The sequence below is a fragment of the Clostridium transplantifaecale genome, assembly GCF_900626075.1.
Taxonomy (GTDB): Bacteria; Bacillota; Clostridia; order Lachnospirales; family Lachnospiraceae; genus Otoolea; species Otoolea transplantifaecalis.
The window spans coordinates 547,978-573,594 of sequence record NZ_UYZY01000002.1 but is presented as its reverse complement, the minus strand read 5'-3'; the positions used below and the strand labels follow the sequence as shown (position 1 = coordinate 573,594).

24 protein-coding genes are annotated in these 25,617 nt (G+C 48.6%); all 24 read left to right on the top strand.

The annotated features are described in order from the left end of the window. The first annotated feature begins 80 nt into the window (after positions 1-80). The 24 genes from EJL91_RS08260 (at position 81) to EJL91_RS08145 (ending at position 25,615) form a co-directional block, all read left to right on the top strand. Complete coding sequence (locus tag EJL91_RS08260) at positions 81-1,019, top strand: DMT family transporter (protein ID WP_125141479.1); 939 nt, start codon at positions 81-83, stop codon at positions 1,017-1,019. 176 nt (positions 1,020-1,195) lie between these two features. Beyond that, the gene (locus EJL91_RS08255; protein WP_243125280.1) at positions 1,196-2,524 is read left to right on the top strand and encodes a YjiH family protein; all 1,329 of its coding nucleotides are present in this window, start codon (positions 1,196-1,198) and stop codon (positions 2,522-2,524) included. 45 nt (positions 2,525-2,569) lie between these two features. Next, on the top strand, positions 2,570-3,388 hold the full coding sequence (locus tag EJL91_RS08250) for a creatininase family protein (protein ID WP_125141478.1): 819 nt from the start codon (positions 2,570-2,572) through the stop codon (positions 3,386-3,388). A gap of 293 nt (positions 3,389-3,681) precedes the next feature. Further along, a complete protein-coding gene (locus tag EJL91_RS08245; protein WP_125141477.1) occupies positions 3,682-4,512 on the top strand; it encodes a MerR family transcriptional regulator in 831 nt (276 codons plus the stop codon). After that, positions 4,509-5,435, top strand: coding sequence for a LysR family transcriptional regulator (locus EJL91_RS08240; protein WP_125141476.1), 927 nt, complete (start codon positions 4,509-4,511; stop codon positions 5,433-5,435). Before EJL91_RS08245 ends, EJL91_RS08240 begins: the two co-directional genes overlap by 4 nt. 165 nt (positions 5,436-5,600) lie before the next feature. Then, the gene (locus EJL91_RS08235; protein ID WP_125141475.1) at positions 5,601-6,197 is read left to right on the top strand and encodes a TetR/AcrR family transcriptional regulator; all 597 of its coding nucleotides are present in this window, start codon (positions 5,601-5,603) and stop codon (positions 6,195-6,197) included. 529 nt (positions 6,198-6,726) lie between these two features. Then, entirely contained in the window at positions 6,727-7,968 is a 1,242-nt protein-coding gene (locus EJL91_RS08230; RefSeq protein ID WP_125141474.1) for an aminotransferase class V-fold PLP-dependent enzyme, read from the top strand. A gap of 36 nt (positions 7,969-8,004) precedes the next feature. Next, on the top strand, positions 8,005-8,403 hold the full coding sequence (locus EJL91_RS08225; protein WP_125141473.1) for a VOC family protein: 399 nt from the start codon (positions 8,005-8,007) through the stop codon (positions 8,401-8,403). Positions 8,404-8,446: 43 nt separating this feature from the next. Further along, positions 8,447-9,130 carry an aspartate/glutamate racemase family protein gene (locus tag EJL91_RS08220; protein ID WP_125141472.1) on the top strand — a complete coding sequence of 228 codons (684 nt, stop codon included), beginning with the start codon at positions 8,447-8,449 and terminating at the stop codon, positions 9,128-9,130. A gap of 78 nt (positions 9,131-9,208) precedes the next feature. After that, positions 9,209-9,580 carry a hypothetical protein gene (locus tag EJL91_RS08215; protein ID WP_125141471.1) on the top strand — a complete coding sequence of 124 codons (372 nt, stop codon included), beginning with the start codon at positions 9,209-9,211 and terminating at the stop codon, positions 9,578-9,580. A 14-nt stretch (positions 9,581-9,594) separates the two neighbouring features. Then, positions 9,595-9,966, top strand: a complete 372-nt coding sequence (locus tag EJL91_RS08210) for a hypothetical protein (RefSeq protein WP_125141470.1) — start codon at positions 9,595-9,597, stop codon at positions 9,964-9,966. Positions 9,967-9,984: 18 nt separating this feature from the next. Beyond that, positions 9,985-11,547 carry an ABC transporter substrate-binding protein gene (locus EJL91_RS08205; RefSeq protein ID WP_125141469.1) on the top strand — a complete coding sequence of 521 codons (1,563 nt, stop codon included), beginning with the start codon at positions 9,985-9,987 and terminating at the stop codon, positions 11,545-11,547. Between the two features lie 152 nt (positions 11,548-11,699). After that, positions 11,700-12,629, top strand: coding sequence for an ABC transporter permease (locus EJL91_RS08200; RefSeq protein WP_125141468.1), 930 nt, complete (start codon positions 11,700-11,702; stop codon positions 12,627-12,629). A 12-nt stretch (positions 12,630-12,641) separates the two neighbouring features. Further along, positions 12,642-13,523 carry an ABC transporter permease gene (locus EJL91_RS08195; protein ID WP_125141467.1) on the top strand — a complete coding sequence of 294 codons (882 nt, stop codon included), beginning with the start codon at positions 12,642-12,644 and terminating at the stop codon, positions 13,521-13,523. 52 nt (positions 13,524-13,575) lie between these two features. Further along, positions 13,576-14,631 carry an ABC transporter ATP-binding protein gene (locus tag EJL91_RS08190; RefSeq protein ID WP_125141466.1) on the top strand — a complete coding sequence of 352 codons (1,056 nt, stop codon included), beginning with the start codon at positions 13,576-13,578 and terminating at the stop codon, positions 14,629-14,631. Next, on the top strand, positions 14,631-15,578 hold the full coding sequence (locus EJL91_RS08185; protein ID WP_125141465.1) for an ABC transporter ATP-binding protein: 948 nt from the start codon (positions 14,631-14,633) through the stop codon (positions 15,576-15,578). Before EJL91_RS08190 ends, EJL91_RS08185 begins: the two co-directional genes overlap by 1 nt. Positions 15,579-15,604: 26 nt before the next feature. After that, positions 15,605-17,029, top strand: a complete 1,425-nt coding sequence (locus tag EJL91_RS08180) for a Sapep family Mn(2+)-dependent dipeptidase (protein ID WP_125141464.1) — start codon at positions 15,605-15,607, stop codon at positions 17,027-17,029. A gap of 373 nt (positions 17,030-17,402) precedes the next feature. Further along, positions 17,403-18,368, top strand: a complete 966-nt coding sequence (locus EJL91_RS08175; RefSeq protein ID WP_125141463.1) for a ComEC/Rec2 family competence protein — start codon at positions 17,403-17,405, stop codon at positions 18,366-18,368. A gap of 24 nt (positions 18,369-18,392) precedes the next feature. Continuing rightward, the gene (locus EJL91_RS08170) at positions 18,393-19,460 is read left to right on the top strand and encodes an ABC transporter substrate-binding protein (protein WP_125141462.1); all 1,068 of its coding nucleotides are present in this window, start codon (positions 18,393-18,395) and stop codon (positions 19,458-19,460) included. Positions 19,461-19,472: 12 nt separating this feature from the next. Further along, positions 19,473-20,489 carry a FecCD family ABC transporter permease gene (locus tag EJL91_RS08165; RefSeq protein WP_125141461.1) on the top strand — a complete coding sequence of 339 codons (1,017 nt, stop codon included), beginning with the start codon at positions 19,473-19,475 and terminating at the stop codon, positions 20,487-20,489. Between the two features lie 55 nt (positions 20,490-20,544). After that, on the top strand, positions 20,545-21,387 hold the full coding sequence (locus EJL91_RS08160; protein WP_125141460.1) for an ABC transporter ATP-binding protein: 843 nt from the start codon (positions 20,545-20,547) through the stop codon (positions 21,385-21,387). 23 nt (positions 21,388-21,410) lie between these two features. Continuing rightward, positions 21,411-23,360, top strand: coding sequence for a hypothetical protein (locus EJL91_RS08155; protein WP_125141459.1), 1,950 nt, complete (start codon positions 21,411-21,413; stop codon positions 23,358-23,360). Beyond that, a complete protein-coding gene (locus EJL91_RS08150; RefSeq protein ID WP_125141458.1) occupies positions 23,353-24,966 on the top strand; it encodes an aminotransferase class I/II-fold pyridoxal phosphate-dependent enzyme in 1,614 nt (537 codons plus the stop codon). Before EJL91_RS08155 ends, EJL91_RS08150 begins: the two co-directional genes overlap by 8 nt. Positions 24,967-25,003: 37 nt before the next feature. Then, positions 25,004-25,615, top strand: a complete 612-nt coding sequence (locus tag EJL91_RS08145) for a nucleoside/nucleotide kinase family protein (RefSeq protein WP_125141457.1) — start codon at positions 25,004-25,006, stop codon at positions 25,613-25,615. Positions 25,616-25,617 lie beyond the last annotated feature (2 nt).

Genomic DNA, 25,617 nt, shown 5'->3' with positions numbered 1-25,617 from the left:
TTATACTGTTAAGTGCTTAAGGCAGTGGGAATAGCTTTTTTGTACTGTTACGCTCGGAAAAGAGAGAAAGGATGAAAGCAATGAGAGTATTAAGAAAAGAAACAAAAGTTATAAAAAAAGAAACGAAATTTATGAAAGCAGTCGGGGCGGCAATCCTGGGTAATACGTTTTTTGGCTTAAGCTTCCTGTTTTCCAAGGTGGCGCTTGTGCGGCTTGAACCATTTGTTCTGCTGGCAGTGCGGTTTATAACGGCATTTATGATCCTCAATTTAATTTTACTGACGGGAAAAGTGAAGATTAGTCTGAAAGGTAAGCCTCTGGGGAAAATATTATTACTTGGGATGGTTCAGCCGGTTCTTTACTACACATTTGAAAATTACGGCATCAGGAGCACGTCTACAGCATTTGCGGGTACGCTTTTGGCTGTCGTTCCGGTTATCACCCTGTTTGCCGGAGTGATATTCAGAAAAGAGATTCCCTCCAGGCTGCAGCTTTTTGGTTCGGTGGTTTCGTTGGCCGGGGTTGCAGTAATTTCAATCGCTCAAAAGGAAGGCAGCACTGAGATAAAAGGTATAATCTTTTTATTCTGTGCGGTAATATCGAGCGTGGCATATAATCTTCTTATGAGAGATACGGCTGATTTTTTTACTTCCTTTGAAAGAACTTATGTCATGATTGCCTTCGGCAGTGTTTTTTTTGCATCATTTGCATTGTTCCAGTCCGGCGGCGCTTCCCTGGCGGAGATACTTAGTCCGCTTCAGCAGCCGTATGTCTGGGGAAGCATATTTTATCTGGCGGCATTTTCTTCGGTCGGGGCCTTCTTTCTGCTAAATTATGCGTTCTCCTGCCTGAGCCTGGCGCAGGCCAGTATATTTACAAATATCGTAACTGTAGTTTCCATTTCGGCAGGAGTGATGTTTTTGGGAGAGTCCTTTACGATTCTGCAGTTTGTTGGCTCAGCAGCGGTTCTTACGGGCGTTTATTTTTCAAACCGTACGGCAGGTGTAGAAAATCAATGAGAAAGAGAAAAAACGGTGTTGTGAAAAACTCTATACCTGGTATAAGGTTTTTACCTGCTATTTGGCGGTTTTATTTATGCCTAATCTGCTATTTTTATATTGACTCTATAGTTACTTGATCTTTCATAATTAAAACAGATACAAACCGGGGTTACGAAGGAAAGGAAAGGTGAATTATGATGAGTGTACAGGAGGAGACTGGTACTAAGACGGTGGGAAAAGCGTTAGGAACTTTTAAGTTTGTTGTGTTCTCACTGATTGGAATGTTCATGTTTTTTATTGACATTTCAATAGGAGGCGTAAAGACGACGCCACTGCAGCATATTTATAATTGGCTGAACGGACTGCTTGGACCGGCCGTGCCGTTTATTGCGATGCTGTTTGTGATAGCGGGAGCGGCGCTGCCGTTCATCAGGGGGACGTTTAACCGCTCAATGTCGGACCGGATATTTACTGTTTTTAAAGTGCTGGGCGCAGGGGTGGCGGTCATGGCAGCGTTTAATATGGGGCCGGAGCTGTTTAAACAACCCGACTATCTGCCGTTTTTATGGGACAATTTAGTCTGTTCCATTACCCTAATGTCGGTTATTTACGGTATTGGGTTTGTACCTCTGATGTATTACGGCGTGGTTGAATTTTTCGGCGCCCTGATGCAGAAGATTATGAGAAAGGTGTTCCATACTCCCGGTCAAAGTGCCCTTGATGCCCTGGTATCGACCATCAGCGCGTATGGCACGGCCCTTCTTGTGACCAACAAGCTTTATAAGCGAGGCGTCTATACGGCCAGGGAGAGCGCGATTATAGCAACGGGTTTTTCCACTGTAGCAGTATCGTTTATGCTGATTATAGCCAATACGCTGGGATTGGGGGATTATTCAAGCCTGTTTTTGATTACCTGCCTGTTGGCTACTTTTGGGACTACCGCTATTACGGCCAGAATTTATCCGATTAGCCGGATTCCGCAAACCTATTATGATAAGCCTGCTGAACAGCCGCCGCAGCCGGAGGGGAGTATTCTGGTCTTTGCATGGAATCAGGGAGTGGAAACGGCACGGAATGCCAAGTCAATGGTATCCCTGTTTAAAGATTACTATGTGGACGCTGTTCTCATGCTGACTTCACAGGTGGCAAGCATCTTGTCGATTGGACTCCTGGGTATTCTGATTGCCGATATGACGCCTGTTTTTGACGTCATCGGACTTATTTTTTACCCGTTTACCTGGCTGTTCCAGATACCGGAGCCGATGCTGGCGGCGAAGGGAGCTGCTATTGAAATTGCTGAAATGTTTCTTCCGGCGGCAGTAGTGGCCGGAGCGCCGGTTATCACAAAATTTACGGTAGGAGTAACAAGCGTATCGGCCATATTATTCTTTTCGGCCTGTATTCCGGCGCTGACGGCCACGGATATTCCTCTGAAGATGAAGGATATCCTTATTATCTGGATTGAACGCACCATTCTCTCCCTGGGAATTGCATCGGCTGTGGCCCATATTTTCCTGCGGTAGGATGAACGCTCCGGATGAAATGAAAAAGAAAGGGTGGAAATAAAAATGCCGATTATTTTAAATGACCATTTTACACAGACAATGATTGATATGACCTGGAGGGAGATTAAAGAACTCGCAGACGAAAACGCTTTTGTAATTCTGCCGCTTGGCGTGGTGGAGGAGCATGGACCTCAGCTGAGTCTGGGGACAGATACTTATCTGGTTTATGCAAAGTGTGTACTTATCAGGGACATTTTGGAAAGAAAAGGGCACAAAGCAGTTATAGCGCCGCCTTTTTACTGGGGAATTAACCAGGCGACAGGCGCTTTTCCGGGGTGTTTCACCTCGCGTCCTGAAACGGTTATGGCAATAATTCAGGATATAATCGAGTCGCTTGCCAATTTTGGGTTTTCCAATGTGTTTGGCGTAAACCATCATGGGGATAAAGCGCATGGAAAGATATTAATTGAAGCATTTAAAGAGGCAGTGGAACATACGGGAATGAATGCCAGGTATGTGCTGGAACATCGCCTTAAGGAGTCATATGGTCTGACCGGAACCGAAAAACATGTAACTTTTTTGGGACCTGAGGTAATTGAAACGCCGGAGACTGGCTTTTTCGATATCCATGCGGGTGCCATTGAGACGGCACAGATGCTCAGATATTATCCGGAACAGGTGAACCGGCAGATGGCCGGGGAACTTCCTCCTCTCGAGCTGGGGGAGGATGATATTCAGAGATGGATGGCAGGAGGACAGGATACGGTGGCTTTGACTCCGGACGGCTATCTGGGCCATCCGGCAGATTACGGCAGGGTGAAGGTTCAGTTTGAAAAGTATGCGGAAGGAATAGCGGAATATATTTTCCATGATGCGGTGTAAAAGATAAGGGTGTATGCGTATTGCGCATATGCCCTGTTACTGTTCACACCGCATTGCGCACTTTTCGTTGCGTCGCGCCGCAACCATCGGATTTTCTGTGACTTCCACTATGCCCCACTCACAAAAAACACTTCGAGGAATACATCCTGTGTGAACAGTAACTATGCCCCCTATGCCCTCCCGTATAACTCAATTTAATTGTTCACCTGGTCCTCTTCTTTGTGATATAATGACCACAGGTGGGTAATGCGAGGTAGTAAATAAAGTTTTAAGAATTCGGTGGAGGAGGTGCCATGAAATCACTCTATACTATTTCTGAGGTAGCCGGTTATTTTAATGTTTCGAACCAGACACTTCATTATTATGACAGGATTGGCCTGTTAAAACCGAGTGTTGTAGATCCTCAGACAAAGTACCGTTTTTATGATCAACAGCAGTTTAATAAGATGTTCATGATAAGGGAACTGAAACGGATTGGCTTTTCCCTGGATGAAATAGCAGTTTTTGCGGAGAATAAGAATTTGGAATCCCTTGGCGAAGTGCTGAAAATAAACCGCGGTGATGTAGAAGATAAGATACAGGAACTAATCAGCATCCGGGAGCGGATTGATTTTTATCTGGAGATGATCCGGCTGGCCGGCCGCGGCCACCGTAAAATGGAGTGTGAGTTCAGGTACATCCCTGCAAGAAACGTATTTTATATCAATGCTAATTTTCAACTGAACGAATTAAGTCAATATGTAGAGGTATTGTATAAGGCATACGTGAAGGCAGCCGGCCTGTCTCTTCCCCGGGAGCTGGATAATAAGATGGTTTTGACAATGGACCAGGATAAGATTCAGCAAGGCAGATTTAAGTATTACAGCGGAATCGGCCTGCTTATGCCGAACCCCTTTAAAAGCCCCAATGTATTTGAGCTTCCGGAATCGCTCTATGCCTCAGTGATCCATATAGGCGATTATATCGGTCTTCCCGCCGAATATAAAAGAGTTGGTTCTTTTATTGGGAAAAAGGGATATCAGATAAACGGACACGCAGTGGAGGTGTCCCTGATCAATGTCGTCCATACCAGTAACCCGGAAGATTTTGTGACTGAGATACAGATACCTGTGAGGAAATTATGACATTAAAAGACATGCACTATATCAGCCGGATAGCTGCTGAAAAAAATATGACAAAGGCTGCGGCCAAACTTTTCGTAGCACAGCCGGCGCTCAGCCAGTGTGTCCAGAAGGTGGAGCGGGAGCTTGGGACGCCTGTGTTTGTCAGAACGGCGGCGGGAGTGTCACTGACAGCGGAGGGCCAAAGGTTCCTGGAGTTCGTGAATAAGATGCTGTATGAAGAGCAGCAGATGAAGAAGGAGATTGAGGATATCGCCCATGCGGAGCGCGGAGAGGTAAAACTTGGTTTTACCGGCTCACAGGCGGCCCATGTCCTGCCGCATTTTCTGCCGAGATTCCGGGAGCAGTGCCCCTTTATTGACATTATTCTGGAGGAAGCTGCCAGTGACAGGATAGAGGAGATGCTGGCGGCCGGGGAGATCGATGTGGGCATTTTACATCCTCCGATCCTTACACACGGCCTGGAGAGTTTTGAACTGATACACGATCAAATGGTGATTGTGCCCCGCAGGGACAGTGATTATCGGAAATTCATCTATAGAGATAAAGAGACAGGCGCCGGTTCCGGGCGTCCCTATCTGGATATCCGGTTTCTGGAGATGGAGCCGGTGGCACTGACACCGGACAGGCAGAGGAGCCGCATGGTCACGGAACAGATATTTGCTAAGGCCGGAATTATACCGCGGATCAAGCAGGTGTCGCGCAATCTCAGCACTTTGGATGCGCTGGCACAGGCGGATTACGCCACCGTGATCCTGCCCGAAAAGCAGATTTCTGCCGCACTAAAGGACCGGGAATATTTTTTGATTGACGAGCGGTACGGTGTGCCGTTCGGCTTCTTTGCCGCCCTGTTACAGGGAAGTTATGTCTCCCTGGCAGCACAGAAAATGCTTCTATTTTTGCGGGAAGAGTTTAATTTGACATAAAGATAAGATCATGATAGTATGTAAGTGTACCAAAGGTTTAAGTATTTTTAAAAATAGCCCAATAACGTCAGACCGAAAAAAGAATATGCCTTTGTAAGACCAGACTTTCGTATCATATATGCTGTATGTTTGTAAAATAAAACGATCGAGGGGGATTGCTTTTTCATGAGAAAAACGAAAGAAGATGCAGAGCTTACAAAGCAGAATCTGCTTGAAGCAGCATTTCATCTTTTTTTAGAGAATGGTTACGACCGGACGTCACTTGAGCAGATTTGTCAGCTGGCCCAGGTTACCAGGGGGGCGGCATATTGGCATTTTAAAAACAAATATGAGATTTTTGAGAATACGGTGCTCGAGACGTTGAACCGTATACATAATGTAGTGGTAAAGAATATTGCCCACAATGACGGCCTTAAGGACGAGGAGATTCTGGTCGAACTTATGTGGCTGCCGAACTGTATGACGGATGATTTCCGGTTTGCCAGGAAGACGATGGCTTATGTCCAGGGACATGACGAGTTTTCTGAGCTGAGAGAGAGAATGCTGGAGGATAAGAAACGTCAGTACGGCTATTTTCTGGAACCTATCAGGCGTATCAAGAACAGGAACAATAAACTGGATGATATATCGGAGAATGAACTGGCTTTCCTGATGTTCTATGCATTGGACGGTGTTTATATCCAGGATATACCGAGAGAGATTGCTATAGGAATAGATAAAAAGCTGATTCGGAAGTATGTTCATCTGCTCTTAAGAGAATGAAATTTAAGAGAACGATGTTTAAGAAATATGTTATAACAGGATAGAAATTATATCGCACAGGGCGGAACTGATTCCGCTTCTGTGCGTTTTCGATATCATAGGAAAGCGCTCCTGTGATATTAATAAGCCCTCCGGGCAGGATTGCACTGCGGTGGAAAGAAATTATGCCGCTTATTACAATATTTATATGGAATGTCGATTTATGTCCTCCGGATAGACGAGAAATTATGTTAAAAATCCAATATATTACGAGAGTCAATTTGAAATTATCTGATTTTATTTGAAATAATTTCCGGGAGTTAACTTAAAAGAATAAAAAAACTACATAATTATTAAAGTTTTTTATAAAATATTTTGTAACATGCAGTATAAAGTATAAATGAAAAGTTATTATTAAAATAAAGTAAAGCAATTGACAAGTAAACAGAAAACTGATAATATACAAATATACAAACATGCATGAATGTATACGTACGGAAAAGGTCTTGGGACAGCTTTAACGGAAATGTATGCAAGGAGGATTATTGAAATGAATATTGATTTTGAAAAGATACGTAAAGAGGAGTGGCCGGTACTTGAAACGATGACATTTTTAGATGCAGCATGTGTGAGTTTTGCTCCTCAGCGTACCGTGAAGGCAGTAAAGGCATTTGCGGAAATGACGGCTACACAGGAAGAGGCCAACTCCAGCGCCCACCATATCGCGATGGACTCTCTCCGGCATAAGGCTTATGAAGAAGCCGCAAAACTGCTGAATGCGGATCCGGAAGAAATTGCTCTTGTTGAGAGTACTTCCCATGGTCTTAATATCGCGGCACAGGGTATTGAATTGCAGGATGGCGATAACATCATCACAACAAATCTGGAGTTTATCCAGGTAGCGTTACCCTGGTGTGTTATGAGAAAAGACAAGAACATCGATATTCGTGTCTGCAAGACAGATGACAACCGTTTCACAGCAAAGGATTTTGCAGCTCTTGCAGATGAGAAGACAAAACTGATTGTTATGTCCACTCTGGAGTGGTGTAACGGATGGCAGACAGATTTGAAGGAACTTGGTGAGTTCTGTAAAGAGAAAGGTATTTTCCTTGTAGTAGATGCCGTTCAGCAGCTCGGCGTTACAAAGATTGATACAAAAGAGTGCCATGTCGATATCCTGACGGCGGGCGGCCACAAGTGGCTTAACTCCCCATACGGAACCGGCGTTCTCTATGTAAACAAGGAAGCGCTTCCAAAGATTAAACAGTCATATGCAGGATATTTAAACACAACCGTTCCGGAAGGCGGATGGGGCGCATACTGGGAGAATCCGGCAGCACCGTCTGTAAATGCCTGGACATTTGATGAGACAGCCAGAAAGTTTGAAATCGGCGGAACCTCCAACTATACGGGAGCAATTGCTTTAGGCGAATCCCTCGCTCTTGTCAATGAGATTGGAATCGAGAACATTGAGAAGCGGATTCGTGAAATTGCTACATATTGCATGGACAGAATTGAAGAGATCGGCGGTACACTTATTACGCACAGAGATCCGGGACATTTTGGCGGAATCGTAATCGCAAGATTATATGACGATCTCGATGTTGACAGAATGATTCTTAAAAAACTTCACGCACAGAAGATTTTTATCGCACAGAGATTTACTGATTATATCGGCGGTTTCAGAATTTCCTGCCAGTATTTTAATAATGAGAAAGATATCGACACCATGATCGCCGCTATGAAAGAAATCATTAAAGAAATTGGCAGAGAGCCTGACTATAAGAAATGATTTAACAGTATGAATTTATGAAAGAGGAGTAAAAGAATGGCCAAACTTCAGCTTACGTCAAACATCACGTTTTTATATTTTAACGATTTAGAAGCTGCGAAACCATTTTTTGAAGAGGTTCTGGGGCTGGAAAAGGCTTACGATCCTGGTTGGGCAGTAGTATACCGGCTCCGTGATAAAGCATTTTTAGGAGCAGTTGACAACAAGAGCGGTTCCATTCAGGTTACCTCCACGGACAGCGTGCTGATTAGCCTTACCGTCGGCAATATTGAGGAGGTTCACGATGCTCTGAAGGGATGTGAAGGAGTGGACGGACTTTCCGACATCAAGCAGGTAAAGGATTTGGATCTTAAATCGTTCTTCTTTACCGGTCCGGAAGGATACCACTTTGAAGTGGAACAGTTTACATCAGGGGCACTCAGCGAATTGTTCTGATGAAGACGGTAAAACCAATGACTTATGAAGAAAGGGGAGGAAGATGTCGATTGGAATTTTATTATTCGCCACGGCCGGCGACAGACTGAAAGGGGATCCCGGATTTCCCGGAACGTTTGATTTTCCTGTTGAATACGGCATTGTGGAAGGCAGTTACAGAGACCTGATAGAGGGCTCGCCCGATGCATGTAAAAGACTTTGTGAAGCTGCAAAAGAGCTGGAACGAAAGAATGTATCCGCAATAGCAGGGGATTGCGGACTGATGGCCCTCTACCAGCGGCAGATAGCAGATTCAGTCGGAATTCCGGTGATATCTTCCAGCCTTTTATTTCTTCCGTTTGCAAGGATGATGATATCCGGGGAGCAGTCCATCGGAATTCTGACAGGCCACTCGGCGCTTCTTGGGGAGCATCATTTGAAAGCGGCCGGTGTCGGAAACCTGGATGGAATCGTAATCTACGGAATGCAGAATGAACCTCATTTTAAAGAAGTGGTAATCGAAGGAACGGCAAAGCAGGATTATGAAAAGATGAAAAAAGATGTACGGAATGGAGTTATGCATCTGAAGGAGTCATGCGGGGCTCTGGGAGCGGTACTCCTCGAGTGCAGTAACCTGGCCGTGTTTGGGGCAGAGATTACCAGGGAGTTTAAGATTCCTGTATTTGATATTAATACGGGAGTGTACATGATGCAGGAAGTTCTGAATAAGAAATGTTACTGTAAGTAAGCTATTAGCCGGGCGGCAGTGACAGAGGCAGGCGGAACAGTTTACGGATCGTTTTTATGAATGAAAGGGAAGGTTACAATGAGATTTTACGAATATGAGACATGGAAGTTAAAAGACGGGGTAAATGTGGAAGAGTACGACCAGATGCTCCGTGACTGGTTCCAGTTCCTACACGACCACAAAGAGGAGCTGTTCCAGGAGTGGATTAGCGCAAAATACTATAAAGAGACAGACATCGAGGGAGTTCCCTCCGGCCGTTACATTATGGTATTCGAGTATGAGTCGCTGGAAGGACATCACACATACAAGAAGCGCAGAAATTATAAGGGGCCGTATGCTCCATATAAACTGGTGGATCCGTATTATCACTATTTTAATTACGACGAGACCACATGTACATATTGGCAGCCGATTGAGCCGGAGCGCTGGCTGGATACGGATAAGAAATAAGGAGGGGTTATATTATGCGTTTTTTAGAGTACGAAACATGGAGACTGAAAAAAGATATTGATATGGAGGCTTACGACAAAATCATCAAGGACTGGTTCGAATTCGTTAAGAAGAATAAAGAAGAACTGTTCCCTGAATGGGTAAGCGCAAAGTATTTCAGAAAGACAGACAGAGACGGAAATCCCAATGGACTGTTTGTTATGTTATTTGAATATGAGTCCCTGGAAGGACATCATGCATATAAAGAACGCCGCAAAGACTGGGACGGACCATACGAGGCATACAAGGCGGTGGATCCATATCAGGAATTCTTTGAACTGGAGTCTGTAACATGCGAATACCTGCAGCCACAGGCCGTGGACAGCTGGTTTGATTTTTCCAAGTAAAATACAGGAGGGAATTTTATGAAAAAAATACTGGCAGTTGTTTTAGCAGCAGCAATGACAGTTTCTCTGGCGGGATGCGGCGGTAATGCGGCAAGCTCAGGAAATTCAGGCACACAGCCCGCAGGCGGCACAAGCACAGGCGGCGAAGTGAAAGATACACTGGTGATCGGACATTATGGCGATACACCAAACTTTGATACACACGACAACTTAAACGACAACGGTATGCGTATCAATATGTGCGTTTACGATCCGCTGGTTCGTATGGACAACGAAACTTATGAGATTAAACCATGTCTGGCAGAATCCTGGGAGCTTTCCGAAGATGGTAAGGAATACACATTTGCCATCAAGTCAGGAGTTAAATTTACAGACGGAACCGATATGACAATCGACGATGTTGTCTTCTCACTGGAGCGCGGCATGAAAATGCCGATGGCAGTTCCTAGCTTTGCACGTGTAACAGGCGTTGAAAAAGTGGACGACAGCCATGTAAAAGTAATCCTGGACGGACCGTATCCCGAGTTTTTATTCGCAATGGCGCTTCCGACAGCCGGTATCTTCAGCAAGACTGCTTTTGAGTCCATGGGCGAGGATGCATTTAAGAAGAATCCTGTAACGACAGCTCCTTACAAAGTGGCAGACTGGAAGGCAGGAGAGAAGGTTGTTCTTGAAGCCAACGAAAATTACCACATGGGCGAAGTTCCGATTAAACACGTGGAATACCGTGTTATCACAGACCCGAACTCCGCAGTGCTGAGCCTTGAGTCCGGCGATATCGATGCATACGTAGACGTACAGCCGACAAGCTTTAAACGTATCCAGGAAAATGATAAGTTAGAGCTTCATATGGGTGATACATTCGGTCTTAACTACATTACCATCAACTGCGACAAAGCTCCGTTTGACAACATTAAAGCACGTCAGGCCCTGGCTTACGCTACAGATAAAGAATCCATGTTATACGGTATTCTGGATGGAAACGGAACAATCATGGATACTTTCGCAAATGAGAAGTACCTTGGATACACAGATCAGGTTGTTAAATATCCTTATGACCTTGAGAAAGCAAAAGAATTATTCGCAGAGGCCGGCGTAGACGGAAGCCAGGAAATTTCCATCATCGTTTACGATACAAAAGCTTCCAAATATGCTCAGGTTTTACAGAACTCTCTTGCAGAGATCGGCCTGAAAGCTAATGTTTCCCAGATGGAACGATCTGCATATGACGACGCCTGCTTAAACGGCGATTCAAATATTATGGTTGACGGCGGAACCTTTACAGCTCCTACGATTGATGAGGCGCTTTACTCCGGTATCCACTCCAGCCAGATGGATGTCCGCAACTACAGCAAATATTCCGACCCGGTTGCCGACCAGTATCTGGATGAGGCACGTGTAACACTGGATGAGACGGAGAGAGCCGCTCTGTATGAGAAACTGCTCATTAAACTGAGTGAGGATCTTCCGATGATTCCTACATTAAGCGGAACCAAGAACATCGCTACAAATAAGAACCTGAAGGGTGTTACGGTTAACCCATGGTCCTTCTACAACATTTACGAATTCAGCTGGGAATAATTAGATTCCTTACGAACGTTACATAATTGAATGATGATTTTGTCCCGCCTTCCGAAATTCAGCGTTACCGGAGGCGGGACGAATGAAATCAGGAGTAGTTTGGTTACTGTCCGCGGAGCGGACGGTAATACAGTTCGAGATAGGAGCGGGGTATGCATAAATATATTGCAAAAAGACTTCTTTTGATGATACCGGTTATCGTCGGCATTTCATTTATTATTTTCTCAATTATGAGCTTTATGCCAGGTAATCCGGCCCGTCTGATTCTGGGGGAGAAAGCGACAGCCGAATCAATAGCCGCTTTAAACGAGCAGATGGGATTAAATGATCCGTTCATTATGCGTTATTTCAGGTATATGGGCGATGTATTAACAGGGAATTTTGGCGTTTCTTACAGAACGGGCATGCCGGTAGTGGAAGAAATTGTAAGACGTTTTCCAACCACCGCCAAACTTGCGGTTCTGAGTGTTCTCTTTGCAACTGCGATCGGCCTTCCTCTTGGTATTCTTTCAGCCGTAAAGCAGTATTCCTGGATCGACAGCCTGACAACCGTGCTGGGACTTGGATTCATCTCCATGCCGCCGTTTTGGCTGGGTCTTATGCTGATTATTCTCTTTTCAGCAAAGCTTGGAATCCTTCCGTCGTTCGGTTCAGATTCCTTTGCACACTTTATCCTGCCGGCGCTTACCAGTTCGGCATCTACATTTGCAACACTGCTTCGAATGACGCGTTCAACAATGCTCGAAGTAATCCGTCAGGACTACGTTACGACGGCATATGCAAAAGGGGCGGAGAAAAGCAGGATTATCTTCCACCACTGCCTTCCGAACGCACTGATTCCGTTGATCACGGTTGTCGGCGTTAACTTCGGCGGTATGCTGGGCGGTTCCGTTATCACGGAGTCCGTATTCGGAATGTCCGGTATCGGCCAGCTTTTGATTATGTCCATCCGTTCTAAGGATGTTCCGGCTGTTATGGCCTGTACTCTGCTTCTGGCAGTGATGTTCGGGCTTGTCAATCTGATTGTGGATGTTATTTATGCATATGTGGATCCACGAATCAAGGCACAATACGCAAAGTAGGGGGGTGGCATCATGGGAAGCACAACGTTGGAAATACAGACTGCGAAAAAAAATTCACAGCTTGGCATGATATGGCATCGTCTGACAAAGAATAAACTGGCCGTCATCGGCTTGGTTATCATTGTAGCCATGATTGTAGCCTCGATTGGAATCGGATTCACGGTCGACTATAATAAAATTATTTTACATGATTTGAAGAATAAGCTGCAGGGACCGAGTATGGCGCACTGGTTTGGAACAGATGCTTATGGGCGCGACCTGCTTTACAGGATTATATACGGTGCGCGTATCTCCCTGTTTATCGGTTTTGTCTCCGTAGCCGGAGCGATGTTTATCGGCGGCGCAATCGGAGCGATTTCCGGTTACTACGGCGGTAAGATTGATATTGTGGTAATGCGTTTTATGGATATGCTGATGGCTATTCCTTCCACGCTGTTCGCCATCTGTGTCGTATCTGCCCTTGGTACCGGCGTTATGAACCTGCTTCTGGCTATCATGGTTTCCATGATACCTCAGTTTGCAATGATTGTCCGGTCTTCCGTGCTGACAATCAAGGGTTCGGAATTCATTGAAGCGGCGCAGTGCGGCGGTACGTCCACGGCCCGTATCATCATGCGTCACATTATCCCCAACGCCATGGGACCTATCATCGTGCAGGCAACTCTGGCACTGGGCGGTGTTATCCTGACGGCGGCCTCCATGAGCTTTATCGGCCTGGGTGTTCAGCCTCCGGAACCGGAATGGGGCGCTATCCTTACAGAAGGACAGGAGTTCATGCGTGACTTCCCGTACCTTGTATTCTTCCCGGGTGTTACCATCATGATGGCAGTGCTGGCATGTAACTTCCTGGGCGATGGACTCAGAGATGCTCTCGATCCGAAGCTGAAACAGTAGAGTCTTTAAGAAGCCCGAACTGGTTTATGGTAACAATGGAAGGAGTATGACGATGAATAATAATGATATTTTGCTTGATATAAAGGATTTGGAAGTAACCTACGATACGGAGGAGGGAATTGTCCGCGCGGTCAATAATATTTCCTTCAGCGTGGTCAGAGGAAAAACCCTGGGTATCGTGGGAGAGACCGGAGCCGGTAAGACGACAACCGCTATGAGTATACTGAGACTCCTCCCGGAGAGAACCGGCAATATCCGAAAGGGAAGTATTGTCTATGACGGCAGAAACCTGCTGGATCTCCCGATAGAAGAGATGCAGAAGGTCAGGGGCGAGAAAATCTCGATGATCTTCCAGGATCCGATGAGCAGCTTAAACCCCGTAATCACGGTAGGCGACCAGATTGCCGAGGTTTTGCAGCTCCATGAGGCAGCCGAGGGAAAAGGCGGCAAAAGACCAGGTAAAAAGCTGGGTAAACCCAGCCCCGAAATTATGAAGAGGGTCGATGAGATCCTTGAGATGGTAGGCATCCCGACGGAACGTAAGGTGGAGTATCCTCATCAGTTTTCCGGCGGTATGAAACAGAGGGTGGTTATTGCCATGGCCCTTGTCTGTGAACCGGAGCTGGTAATCGCCGATGAACCCACGACAGCCCTGGATGTTACAATCCAGGCGCAGGTTCTGGAGATGATGGAGAACCTGAAGAAGAAATTAAATACATCCATGATTTTAATTACCCATGATCTCGGTGTTGTGGCCGAGACCTGCGATGATGTGGCAATTATGTATGCCGGAGAGATCATCGAATACGGCACGGTCGAGGATATCTTCGACATGACCAAGAGCCACCATCCGTATACGGTTGGACTTTTTAATTCGATTCCGAGGCTGACCGATACATCGGAACGGCTGCAGCCGATTCCGGGTCTTATGCCGGATCCGACGGCGCTGCCGGGAGGGTGCAGTTTCCATCCGCGCTGCCCGCACTGCATCGGTAAATGTGAACAGGCGGAGCCGGGGATTTACCATTCCGGAACCCATAAAATCCGCTGTATCAGAATGGCCGATGACCATACGATGACGGATGACAAGGAAGGAGGAGCGTGCTGATGGCTTTTATAGAGACAAAGAACCTGAAAAGATATTTTAAGACCTCAAAGGGCATGCTTCACGCCGTAGACGATGTCAATATCAGCATTGAGAAGGGACAGACTCTGGGGGTAGTAGGAGAATCCGGCTGCGGTAAATCCACCCTTGGAAGAGTTGTGCTCAACCTTTTGGAACCAACCTCCGGCCAGGTATTTATCGACGGCCAGGAGATGTATAAGCTGCACGGCGCGGCTCAGAAAGAAATGAGAATGAGGGCCCAGATGATTTTCCAGGATCCCTATTCTTCCCTGAACCCCAGAATGTCGGTCAGTGAGATTATTGCAGAACCCCTTATCGCCAACAGACTGATGACGGAAAAAAGGGAAATCCAGGGACGTGTGGAACAACTTATGGAGACGGTCGGCCTTGCCCAGCGTTTTATCAATGCCTACCCGCATGAGCTGGACGGCGGACGGCGCCAGAGAATCGGCGTAGCCAGGGCGCTGGCGGTTAACCCGGACTTCATTGTCTGCGATGAGCCGGTATCGGCCCTTGATGTGTCTATCCAGGCACAGATTCTGAACCTGATGATGGATCTGCAGGACAGCATCGGCCTGACTTATATGTTTATTACTCACGATCTTTCCGTTGTTAAACATATCAGCGATGAAATTGCCGTTATGTATCTCGGACAGTGCGTGGAACGCGTTTCCAGCAAGGAGTTGTTCGTCAATCCGATGCATCCTTATACACAGGCGCTGCTTTCAGCGATCCCGATCCCGGATCTCTCCATGAGAGGAAAACCGAGACAGATACTGAGGGGAGAGGTTAAGAGCCCGATCGAACCGCCGGCAGGGTGCAGATTCGCTTCGAGATGTCCTCATGCGACGGATGAATGCCGGGGCAGAAACTTCCAGCTCAAGGAAGTGGAACCGGGACACCATGTAGCCTGCAGATTATACGAATAGGCATTGCCGGGAGGCAGAGGGAGATTATGCATCAGAAAATTAAAGAATATTTTGAAGTCCACAAGCAGGAAATGCTAAACGATATCATGGCTGCAATCCGAATCCCCAGCGTCAATGGGCCGGAACAGCCGGGCATGCCTTTCGGGGAAGAGAATGCCAGGGTTCTGGCGTTTGCCCAGATGCTTGGTAAAGAGTTGGGAATGAAAGCCGAGGTGTTGGAAAATAAAGTTGCGGTGATCGATTTGAACGACGCCCCGACAGAACTTGACATTCTGGCGCATCTTGATGTGGTTCCCGCTGGAGACGGATGGACTGTTACGGATCCGTTTGTGCCGGTTATCAGGGACGGACGCCTGTATGGGCGCGGTTCCTCGGATGACAAGGGACCGGCTATTGGGGCACTGTATGCAATGAAGGCGGTAAAGGATTTGGGAATTCCGCTGACTAAAAATGTACGTCTGGTTCTGGGGGCGGATGAAGAGACCGCCTGCCGCGATACCGCATATTATTACAGTAAATTTAATGAAGCGCCCTGCTCATTTTCGCCGGATGCCGAGTATCCGCTGATTAATATTGAAAAGGGCGGACTATATACGAAATACAGCGCTGAGTGGGCAGAAGACACTGCCCTTCCCAGACTCATCTCCCTGAAAGGAGGAACGGCGGGAAATGTGGTTCCAAACCGCGCGGAAGCCGTTGTTGAAGGCCTTGGGGAAGATGTGCTCAGGGATATCTGCAAAAAAGCAGGGGAAGAGACGGGAATCCAGTTTACCGTAGATCCCGAAGAGAATGCAGAGGCCGGAAATGAAGGACGGTATGTTATCCGTGCAACGGGAATCAGCACCCATGCCTCCACACCCTGGGACGGTAATAATGCGGTTACAGGGCTGATTAAAGCCGTTGTGAGCCTCCCGCTTGCCGGGAGCACGGGGATTAAGACCTTAAAGGGACTTTCCGAAATCTTTCCGCACAATGATTATTATGGAGAGGCAGCAGGAGTTGCCCAGAAGGATGAAGTGTCTGGCGTACTCACTCTTGGCACCAATATGGTGGAATACGGGACAACGGGACTGATAGGCAAGATAGACTGCCGTGCGCCGATCTGCGCTACGAAGGAAAATATGCTGGATGTACTGAGCGCAAGGCTCAGCGCGGCCGGAATAACGGTTGCCCCGGAAAGCCAGATGACGCCGCCTCACCACGTGCCGGCCGAAAAACCGTTTGTACAGACCTTGTTATCCTGCTATGAGCAGGTGATGGGTGAAAAAGGTTACTGTATGGCGATCGGCGGAGGAACTTACGCACACCGCCTGGAAAACGGCGTTGCTTTCGGATGCATGAAACTGGGAATTGATTATCATATGCATGGGGCCGACGAGTATTTGATTATTGATGATATGGTTAAAAGTGCGGAGCTGTTTGCACTTGCCATTGCGGAAATCTGCAAGTAGTGGATAATACAAAAAAAGAAGAGAAGGGGCTGCCCCGGGAAATGAAACCAACCCGAAGGACAGAGCCGGCTCTTCTTTTTTAACCTTCAGTCAGATAGAGAATAAATAACAGCGCTGACAGAATTTCTCAAGGATTGACAGAATTTATTAAGTTGTCTTTGCTGTGACTAACTGTTATAATCGTGGGAGGAAACTTTACGAGTAACTGTTCAGATGGTAGTATTCCGCGAGGCGTTTTCATACGTTTTTGTATGAAAATCCCGAGTTTAACCAGCGCGAAACAGCGTTTTCTGCTGTTTCTGTGCATCGTGAAGCGGTAATTATGAAGGTACTGAATAGTTACTTCTACGATCATAAAGGAGAAAGCACAAAGATGAGAAAAGCGATAAATAGATGGGTGAAAAGAGCAGCCGGCATTTACCTGGCAGCGGCTATGACCGTGACGGTTCCGGTATATGCGGATGTGATTCCACCAGTCCCGACGGCCACTGTGCAGGATACCGCGGAGGCGGAAGAGACTTACCTGGGAGGGGCGGAGCTTACGCTGCTTGCACCGGCAACCCAGAGCCAGAACCTGTCCTGTGTAATCCAGACTAAGGCGGGAAGCGTGATTGTAGTGGACGGCGGCCTCAGGGAGGATGCCCCTCATCTGATTGAGACGATTCAGGCCAAGGGAGGCCGTGTTTCGGCGTGGCTGATTACCCACCCGCACAGCGATCACATCGGCGCCCTGACGGAAATTCTGAATACACAGCCGATACCGATTGAGATTGATAATATCTACTATTCATTTTTAGAGAGAGAGTTTTATGAGAGAGGCGAGCATATGGGCAGGATGGACAACCTGGACAATCTGCTGGCGGCCTTTAACAATATTGCGCCGGAGAAGCTGCATCCGTCCATAGATAAAGGGCAGCAGATCCAGGTCGACGAAGTGACGATCAATGTAATGAACAAGCCATTCCGGAGTTTCCATAACACCTTTAACAACAGTTCCATCGCATACCGCCTGGACTTAAACGGCAGGAGAATCCTCTTTCTCGGGGATATGGGCTGGGATGCAGGCCAGAACCTTCTGAATAAGAATAAACCGGAAGATTTGAAGGCTGATATTGTACAGATGGCCCATCACGGACAGGACGGGGTGGAGCTGGATCTCTACCGTGTTATCAGACCTGAAATCTGTCTGTGGCCGACTCCCGACTGGCTTTGGGACAACGTGAAGAACGGTGAGGTGGATGCGGGACCCTGGAAGACGCTGACCGTCCGTAAATGGATGGAAGCTCTGGGCGTTAAACGCAATCTCTGTGCAAAAGACGGAGATCAGATTCTGAGATAAAAGCTTGCAATAGGGGAGTCAATTATGGCAAAATTAAGAAGTATGAAAAAGCGTATATCAGCAGTACTGGCAGTAATCATGGCGGCGGCAGTGTTTACCGGCTGCGCGGCATCAGGCGGGGCAACAACAGCGGAGACGCCAAAGGCAGCGGAGGTATCTGAATCCACAGGTAAAGACAGTACCGAGGCAGGGGAACCGGCACAGCGGATTGTGAGCGGTTATTATATCACGTCATCCGCCTGTATTGCCCTGGGACTGCAGGACAGGATGGTTGGAATTGAAGCCAAGGCGGCAAGCCGCCCTGTCTATAAACTGGCGGCTCCTGAATTTTTAGATCTTCCGAGTGTGGGAACCGCCAAGGAGTTCGACCTGGAGGGATGTGCCGCACTGGAACCGGATCTCGTCATTCTTCCAAAGAAGCTGTCGGAACAGGCAGATATTCTGGAGGGAATGAATATCAGGACACTGGTGGTAAATCCGGAAAGCATGGAGGCCCTTAAGGAGACAATCCGGGAGATTGCCGCCCTGACGGGAACGGAAGGGCAGGCGGAAAAACTGCTCGGCTGGTATGCGCAGAAGGAAGAAAAACTGGCGGATATCCTTGAGGGGGCCTCTTCGGAAAAGAAGCCGGAAGAAGGCGTTCCAAGTGTATATATTGCCGGTACAAGCAGCATACTGAGGGCCTCAACGCCCCAGATGTACCAGAGCAGCCTGATCGAGCTGGCCGGAGGAGTGAATGCGGCTTCCGATTTGAAGGATAACGGCTGGGCGGACATTTCCTATGAGCAGTTGATTGCCTATAACCCGGATGTGATTGTGGTGATTCCCGAGGCGGACTACACGAAGGAAGATGTGATGAAGGACAGCCGCCTCACCGGTGTCAATGCGGTGAAGAACGGACAGGTATATGAGATGCCGTCCTCTTTTGAGGCATGGGATTCTCCTGTTCCGTCGGGAATTCTCGGCTGTATGTGGCTGTCGTCGGCGCTTCATGAGGAGTTGTACCCGTTTGATGAATTTAAGGAAGAAGCCGCGGAATTTTACAGGGGGTTTTACGGCGCAGAGATCGACCGGTCACTGATCACGCGCTGATAAAGAAAAAATATGACAGTTCAAAAAAGAACGGGAAATAAGAAAAAAGTATATATTATAAGCCTGATCATCCTGATGCTGTTCCTTGTGATATCTCTCTGTACCGGGAGATATCCGCTGGAAGTGCGGGAGATAGGGCGTATATTGTCAGGACAGGGAGCAGATGAGACGGCAAAGAGCGTATTTTTAACTCTGCGTCTTCCACGTACGGTTATGGCATTTATAGCAGGAGCCGGCCTCAGTATGGCCGGCTCTATTTATCAGGATATATTCCGCAATCCACTGGCATCCCCGGACCTGATCGGCGTTACCAGCGGAGCCGGGGCAGGAGCGGCGTTTGCTATTGTCTGCTTCGGGCAGGGCGGAGGTATGGTGGTCGGCAGCGCATTCGCGGGCGGCCTGATTGCCGTTGGAGCGGCGGTAGCGCTGGCGGGAATGGCCGGACACCGCTCCGCCTCCGATTTTGTGCTGGCCGGTATTGCGGTGCGGGCGCTGGCGGATTCCTTTATCATGGCGATGAAATACCTTGCGGATCCGGAGCGCCAGCTTGCGTCGATTGAATACTGGACTATGGGGAGCTTTTCCAGCATGACTTATGAGAAGCTGATGACGGCAGCTCCTGTGGTGTTGGCCGGGTTTATCGGGCTTTTGTTCTTTCGGTGGCAGATTCAGATGCTTTCCCTGGCCGACGATGAGGCGGCTATGCTCGGAGTGTCCGTCAGAGTAGTCAGAATCTCAGTTCTGGCACTGACGACGCTGATTGTTGCGGGAATTGTCAGTGTGACGGGCGCTATCTCTTTCATAGGACTTGTGGCTCCTCATATCGCCAGGATACTTCTGAAAGAAAATGGATTTTCAGCCGCTGTTCTGAGCGGACTTGTAGGGAGCATCATTATGCTTGCAGCGGACTGTCTGGCCAGATCCCTGGGAGGAAGTGAAATCCCGGTCAGCATTCTCACATCGCTCCTGGGCGTGCCGGTGCTGGTGTGGCTGCTTGTTGGCAATAGGCGCGGAGTAAACGGTAACTGACTGCCCGTGAGGGGGAAGGGGAATAAACCTTGAACACAGGATGGACGGACGAAGGATGAACGGTTATAATGTAGAGAAGGATTTCCTTCTGGAGATACGGGATTTACAGGTTTCCTACCAAAAGGGGACAACTGCCGCCGGCAGGAACTCCAGGGAACCAGAGCCGGCAGTTTTGGACGGTGTGAATTTAACGGTGAAAAAGGGCTGCCTGACGGCGCTTCTGGGAGTGAACGGTTCGGGTAAGACGACACTTCTAAAAGCGGCGTGCGGACTGATACCGTCCCGGAATGGCGGAGTGACGGTATGCGGGCGTGACCTGACGGCGTTTAGCCGCAGGGAACTGGCGTCCTGTATCAGTTATATTCCCCAGAAAAACAGTATTTTATATCATATCAGGACAGAGGAAGTGGTTGTCATGGGGGCAAACCCGCGTCTTTTCTGGTATGAGGCGCCTTCTGCCGCACACAGGCGGGAAGCGCGGGAGCTCCTGGAACAGATGGGGCTTTTGGAGGAAGCGGACAGGGATTTTCTGACGTTGAGTGAAGGCCAGAAACAACTGGCGCTTCTTTGCCGTGCCCTGATGCAGAATGCTCCGGTGATGATGTTTGACGAGCCGGACAGCGCGCTGGATTATGGAAACAGGAGAATGATCCTGAGCCGGATTTCCGGTATTATAAGGGAAAAGAAATACGGCGGCCTGATTACCATCCATGATCCCGATTATGCCCTGCGTTACTGTGATGAGATTGTAATATTGAAGGATGGAAGGATAAGGGAAACAGTTTACTGCAGAAATGGAACCGAGGAAGGGCGGAAAGAAGCGGAGAGAAAGCTCAGAATGATTTATCCTGATCTGGAACTGCTGAGCTTCAACGGCCGTTTCCTCACGGTAAAATAGCAGACGATAAAGGAGGAATGCGTTTGAATCAGCGTACTCTTTTAAAAAAGACAATGGATCTGGCAAGAACAGGGGACGCGGATGCGTTTCAGAATTTTTATATCCTGACGGTGCAGGATACCTACGGAAAAGTCGGCTCTCTTGTGGAGGATCGGGAGAAAACGGAATCAATTCTGGTGGAGGTCTATTTAAGGCTCTGCAAAAAAGCCAACACTCTGCCGGTCGATGAGGAGGAACTCACGGACCGGATTGAGGAAGAGATTTACCGCGTGGTTGAAAAGGAACTGGGACATGAACCGGCTCATTTTGAGTTTGATGGGGAATATCAGAGCCTGAAGGAAGAAACGGCGGTAACGATGTGGATGAAGATCGAGGAGAAAGCAGGCCTCACCCGGGAGGAGCCGGAGGAAGACAAGGGCTCGTTTGCCGCATACCTCTACAGCCTCCTGAAGGTGGTCATGACGGTGCTTATCCTGATTTTCACGGTGGCAGTCTTTTACAAAGGCCTGAGGTGGTTCCGCGGCAGCAGGAAAGGGGAGGAAATCCCCGCCGTTGCGGTGGAGACGGCGGCGCCAAGCAGCGAGGCTCCGGTCGTCATAGAGGGAGAACGGCTGAACCCGGGATGGGAGCAGAAGCCGGATGGAAAACTTTATTATACGACGAAAGAGGGAAGGCTGGCCGATGGCCCCGTCTCGTTGGGAAAACAGATCCTGACATTTTCCAGGAACGGTGAGCTGACCATGATCGGAAGCAACAAGGATGTGGTGGAGAATATGAACCTGTCCTTTGATGAAAAAACGCGCTATGAGGTGAAGTCCGGTGATATTTATATAAAAGATCCCGATACGGGAGAGGAAACACGCGTCGTGATGAACGGCCATGTGACCCAGGCCGACGTAAGGTGCGGCTATCTGTGGTATATCAGCCAATATCAGATCCCCAATTCCTCACAGGTAAAGACAACGCTCTACAGGGCCGAACCGGAGGGCGGGAAGCAGGAGGAAATTTATACGACGGACAGTACCCTTGAATCGGGGAGCTTTCAGGTCACATCCCGGTGGCTTTATTACCTGTCCGACGGAACGCTGTACCGGAAAGAACTCAGTACCGGCAACACGGAATCTCTGGCCTCGGATGTAGAACATTATTTTGCCTGGGAAGATACGGCTTATTACATGAAAGACAGGACTCTCGAAAGTGTGTCACAGGGAGTGGAATATTCGGGCACAGAGGCCGGATACCGGATTGAACTGAAGGAGCAGGGGCTGGTTCTATCTCTGTTTGATGCGTCGGGAAATCCGGTTGTGGAGGAAGGCAGCGGCGAGGTGCGTGCCGGAGACAGAATCTACCGGCTGGAGGAAGGCGTAATCAAATCGGTAAGCCCGGCACCCAGAAAAGACGGAGACGTCACGTACTACATCGACGATGCGGGTACGGATAAGAAAATTTACTGGAAAGACGGAGCCGGTACAAGAGGACTGATACGGCAGGAAGGGCTGGTGGCGGACAGCTTCTGCATTGCGGGGGACTGGCTTTACTACAGCGCCAGAACGGAGCAGTACGGAGCTGAGTGTGACAGTCAGATTTACCGTCTTAATTTACAGACCATGACCCTGGAGAAATCGGGCGCTCCGTTCAGAGGCTATATGAAGAACATGTATTATTTTGACAATGTTCAGGCTATTTTTGGCGAGTACATCCCCTCGGTGGCGGATCCGGAGGATATCCACGGGGAGATTTCGGTGATTTCGCTGGGCGGCGGAATTGAACCGGTCAATGATACGGGAGTGAGGCCGGAAACAGACGGCAGTGATATGTTAGAGATGGTCATGGCCGAGGGAGACAGGATATACTGCCTGTATCACAGATGCAGCTATGACAGTGAATCCGGGCAGATGGCCTGGGAGACGACAAAGCCGCTGGAAATAAGATTAAACGGAACAGAAATCCAGAATGGAGCAGAGGATGAATAAGGATAGTAAGGGGGAGTGGAAGAATCCCCTGCTGGAACAGCTAATCAGTTACAGTGAGTCGGACTGTTATCCTTTCCACATGCCCGGACACAAACGGCAGGTAGAAATGGGGATAACTTCTTTTCCAAATCCATTTTCTGTGGATATCACAGAGATTGACGGATTTGATAACCTGCACCATGCGGAAGAAATATTGCGCGAGTCTATGGATCAGGCCGCGGCCGTCTACGGGGCGGACCGGACTTATTATATGGTAAACGGCAGCACCGGGGGAATCCTGAGCGCCATCAGCGGGGTGACATCCTCCGGCGGAAAGATCATTATGGCCAGAAACAGCCATAAAGCGGCTTATCATGCGGTGCTGCTCGGTCATTTGGATCCGGTGTATGTCTATCCAGACTTTGCAGACGACTATGGAATCCAGGGAGGTATTGACCCTGCGGCAGTCGAAGCCGCCTTTGAAAACACGGATAAGAGGACGGAAAAGATGGCGGGTCTGCATTCCGGGACAGGGGAGGACGGGGACGGAATCCAGGCGGTGTTTATCACATCGCCGACCTATGAGGGAATGGTTTCGGACATCGGAGCCATTGCAGAGATTGCCCACCGTCACGGCGTGCCGCTGATCGTGGATGAGGCCCACGGGGCGCATTTCCCGTTTGGGGCCCAGTTTCCCTGTTCCGCTCTGGATTGCGGGGCGGACATCGTGATTCAGAGCCTCCATAAGACACTGCCGTCCCTGACCCAGACGGCTGTGATGCATATAAAGGACGGGTTTGCCGATAGGGCGGGGGTGGAGCGGTATCTGTCCGTTTTCCAGAGTTCCAGCCCTTCCTATGTGTTTCTGGCATCCATAGAAAACTGCATCCGCTATATGGACGGGGAGGGAAGAGCGCGGATGGAGTGTTACGCCGCTTCCCTGCAGAAACTGATGGAGTGCGGAAGGAAATTTAAACATCTGCGGCTGGTGGATGACGGTATCTGCGGCCGTTTTCATATAAAGGACAGGGACGCGTCCAAGATCGTGGTTTCCACAAAAGAAAGCGGCATAAACGGAGCCGAGGCGGCAAAGCTGCTGCGCAGCCGTTTTCATCTGGAACCTGAGATGGCCTGCGGCAGCTACTTAATTCTGATGACGTCGTTGATGGATACGGAAGACGGATTCAGAAGATTATATGAGGCGCTTTGCTGCCTGGATGAACTGGCCGGCGGCAGGGAAAGCGGCCCGGAGGAAAAAGAAAATGGCACTGAGGAAAAAGAGAACGGTGGGAAAACGGCGGGGACAGGGAAGTCGTGGTATGGCCCGGCGAACACTTGGCTTTCCGGAATCCGGAAGGTTGTGAAGATCTCTGATGCATGGGGACAAAAACTGAAGCACATACCCCTTAAAGATGCGGCCGGAGCCGTCAGCGGAGGTTTTATTACCGTATATCCGCCCGGTGTGCCGATGATTGTTCCGGGGGAGCTGATTTCGGAGGAAGCCGTGGAGCTGATACAGAAAAACAGAGAGATTGGCCTGACCGTGGAGGGAATCGCAGAGGACGGGACCATTGCCGTTTCTGTGCATCGCGGAGCGTGTTATTGTTCACAGCGCAATGCGGTGTGAACAGTAATATTTAAACAGATAACAGAGGTATGGAGTCATGGGAAAAATATTTTATGTAATGGGAAAAAGTGCGTCCGGGAAGGACACAATTTATAAAAAGCTGCTGGAGCGCCTGCCCGGGCTTAAGACGGTTGTCACTTATACGACAAGGCCGATACGGGATGGGGAGACGGAGGGCGTGGAGTACCATTTTACCACGGCCGGACAGTTGGAACAGTTTCAGCGGGAAGGAAAACTGATTGAGATCAGGACGTATGATACGGTGTTTGGGCCGTGGAGCTACAGCACGGTAAACGACGGCCAGATCAACCTTGCGGAAGACAATTATCTGATGATTGGGACGCTGGAATCCTACCGTAGCATAAGGGAATATTTCGGCGCGGACAAACTGGTGCCTCTCTATATCCAGGTGGAGGACGGGGAACGGCTGACACGTGCCCTGGAGAGGGAAAAACAGCAGAAACAGCCCAAATACGCAGAACTGTGCCGCCGCTTCCTGGCGGATGAGGAAGATTTCAGCGAAGAGAAGCTCGAAGAGGCGGGAATTGAGAAACGGTACGTCAATTCAGGGATGGAAAAGTGCCTTTCTGAAATTGCGGAGACAATAACAACACTAACCCAAAGTGACTGTTCACTCTGTGCACAGTAACA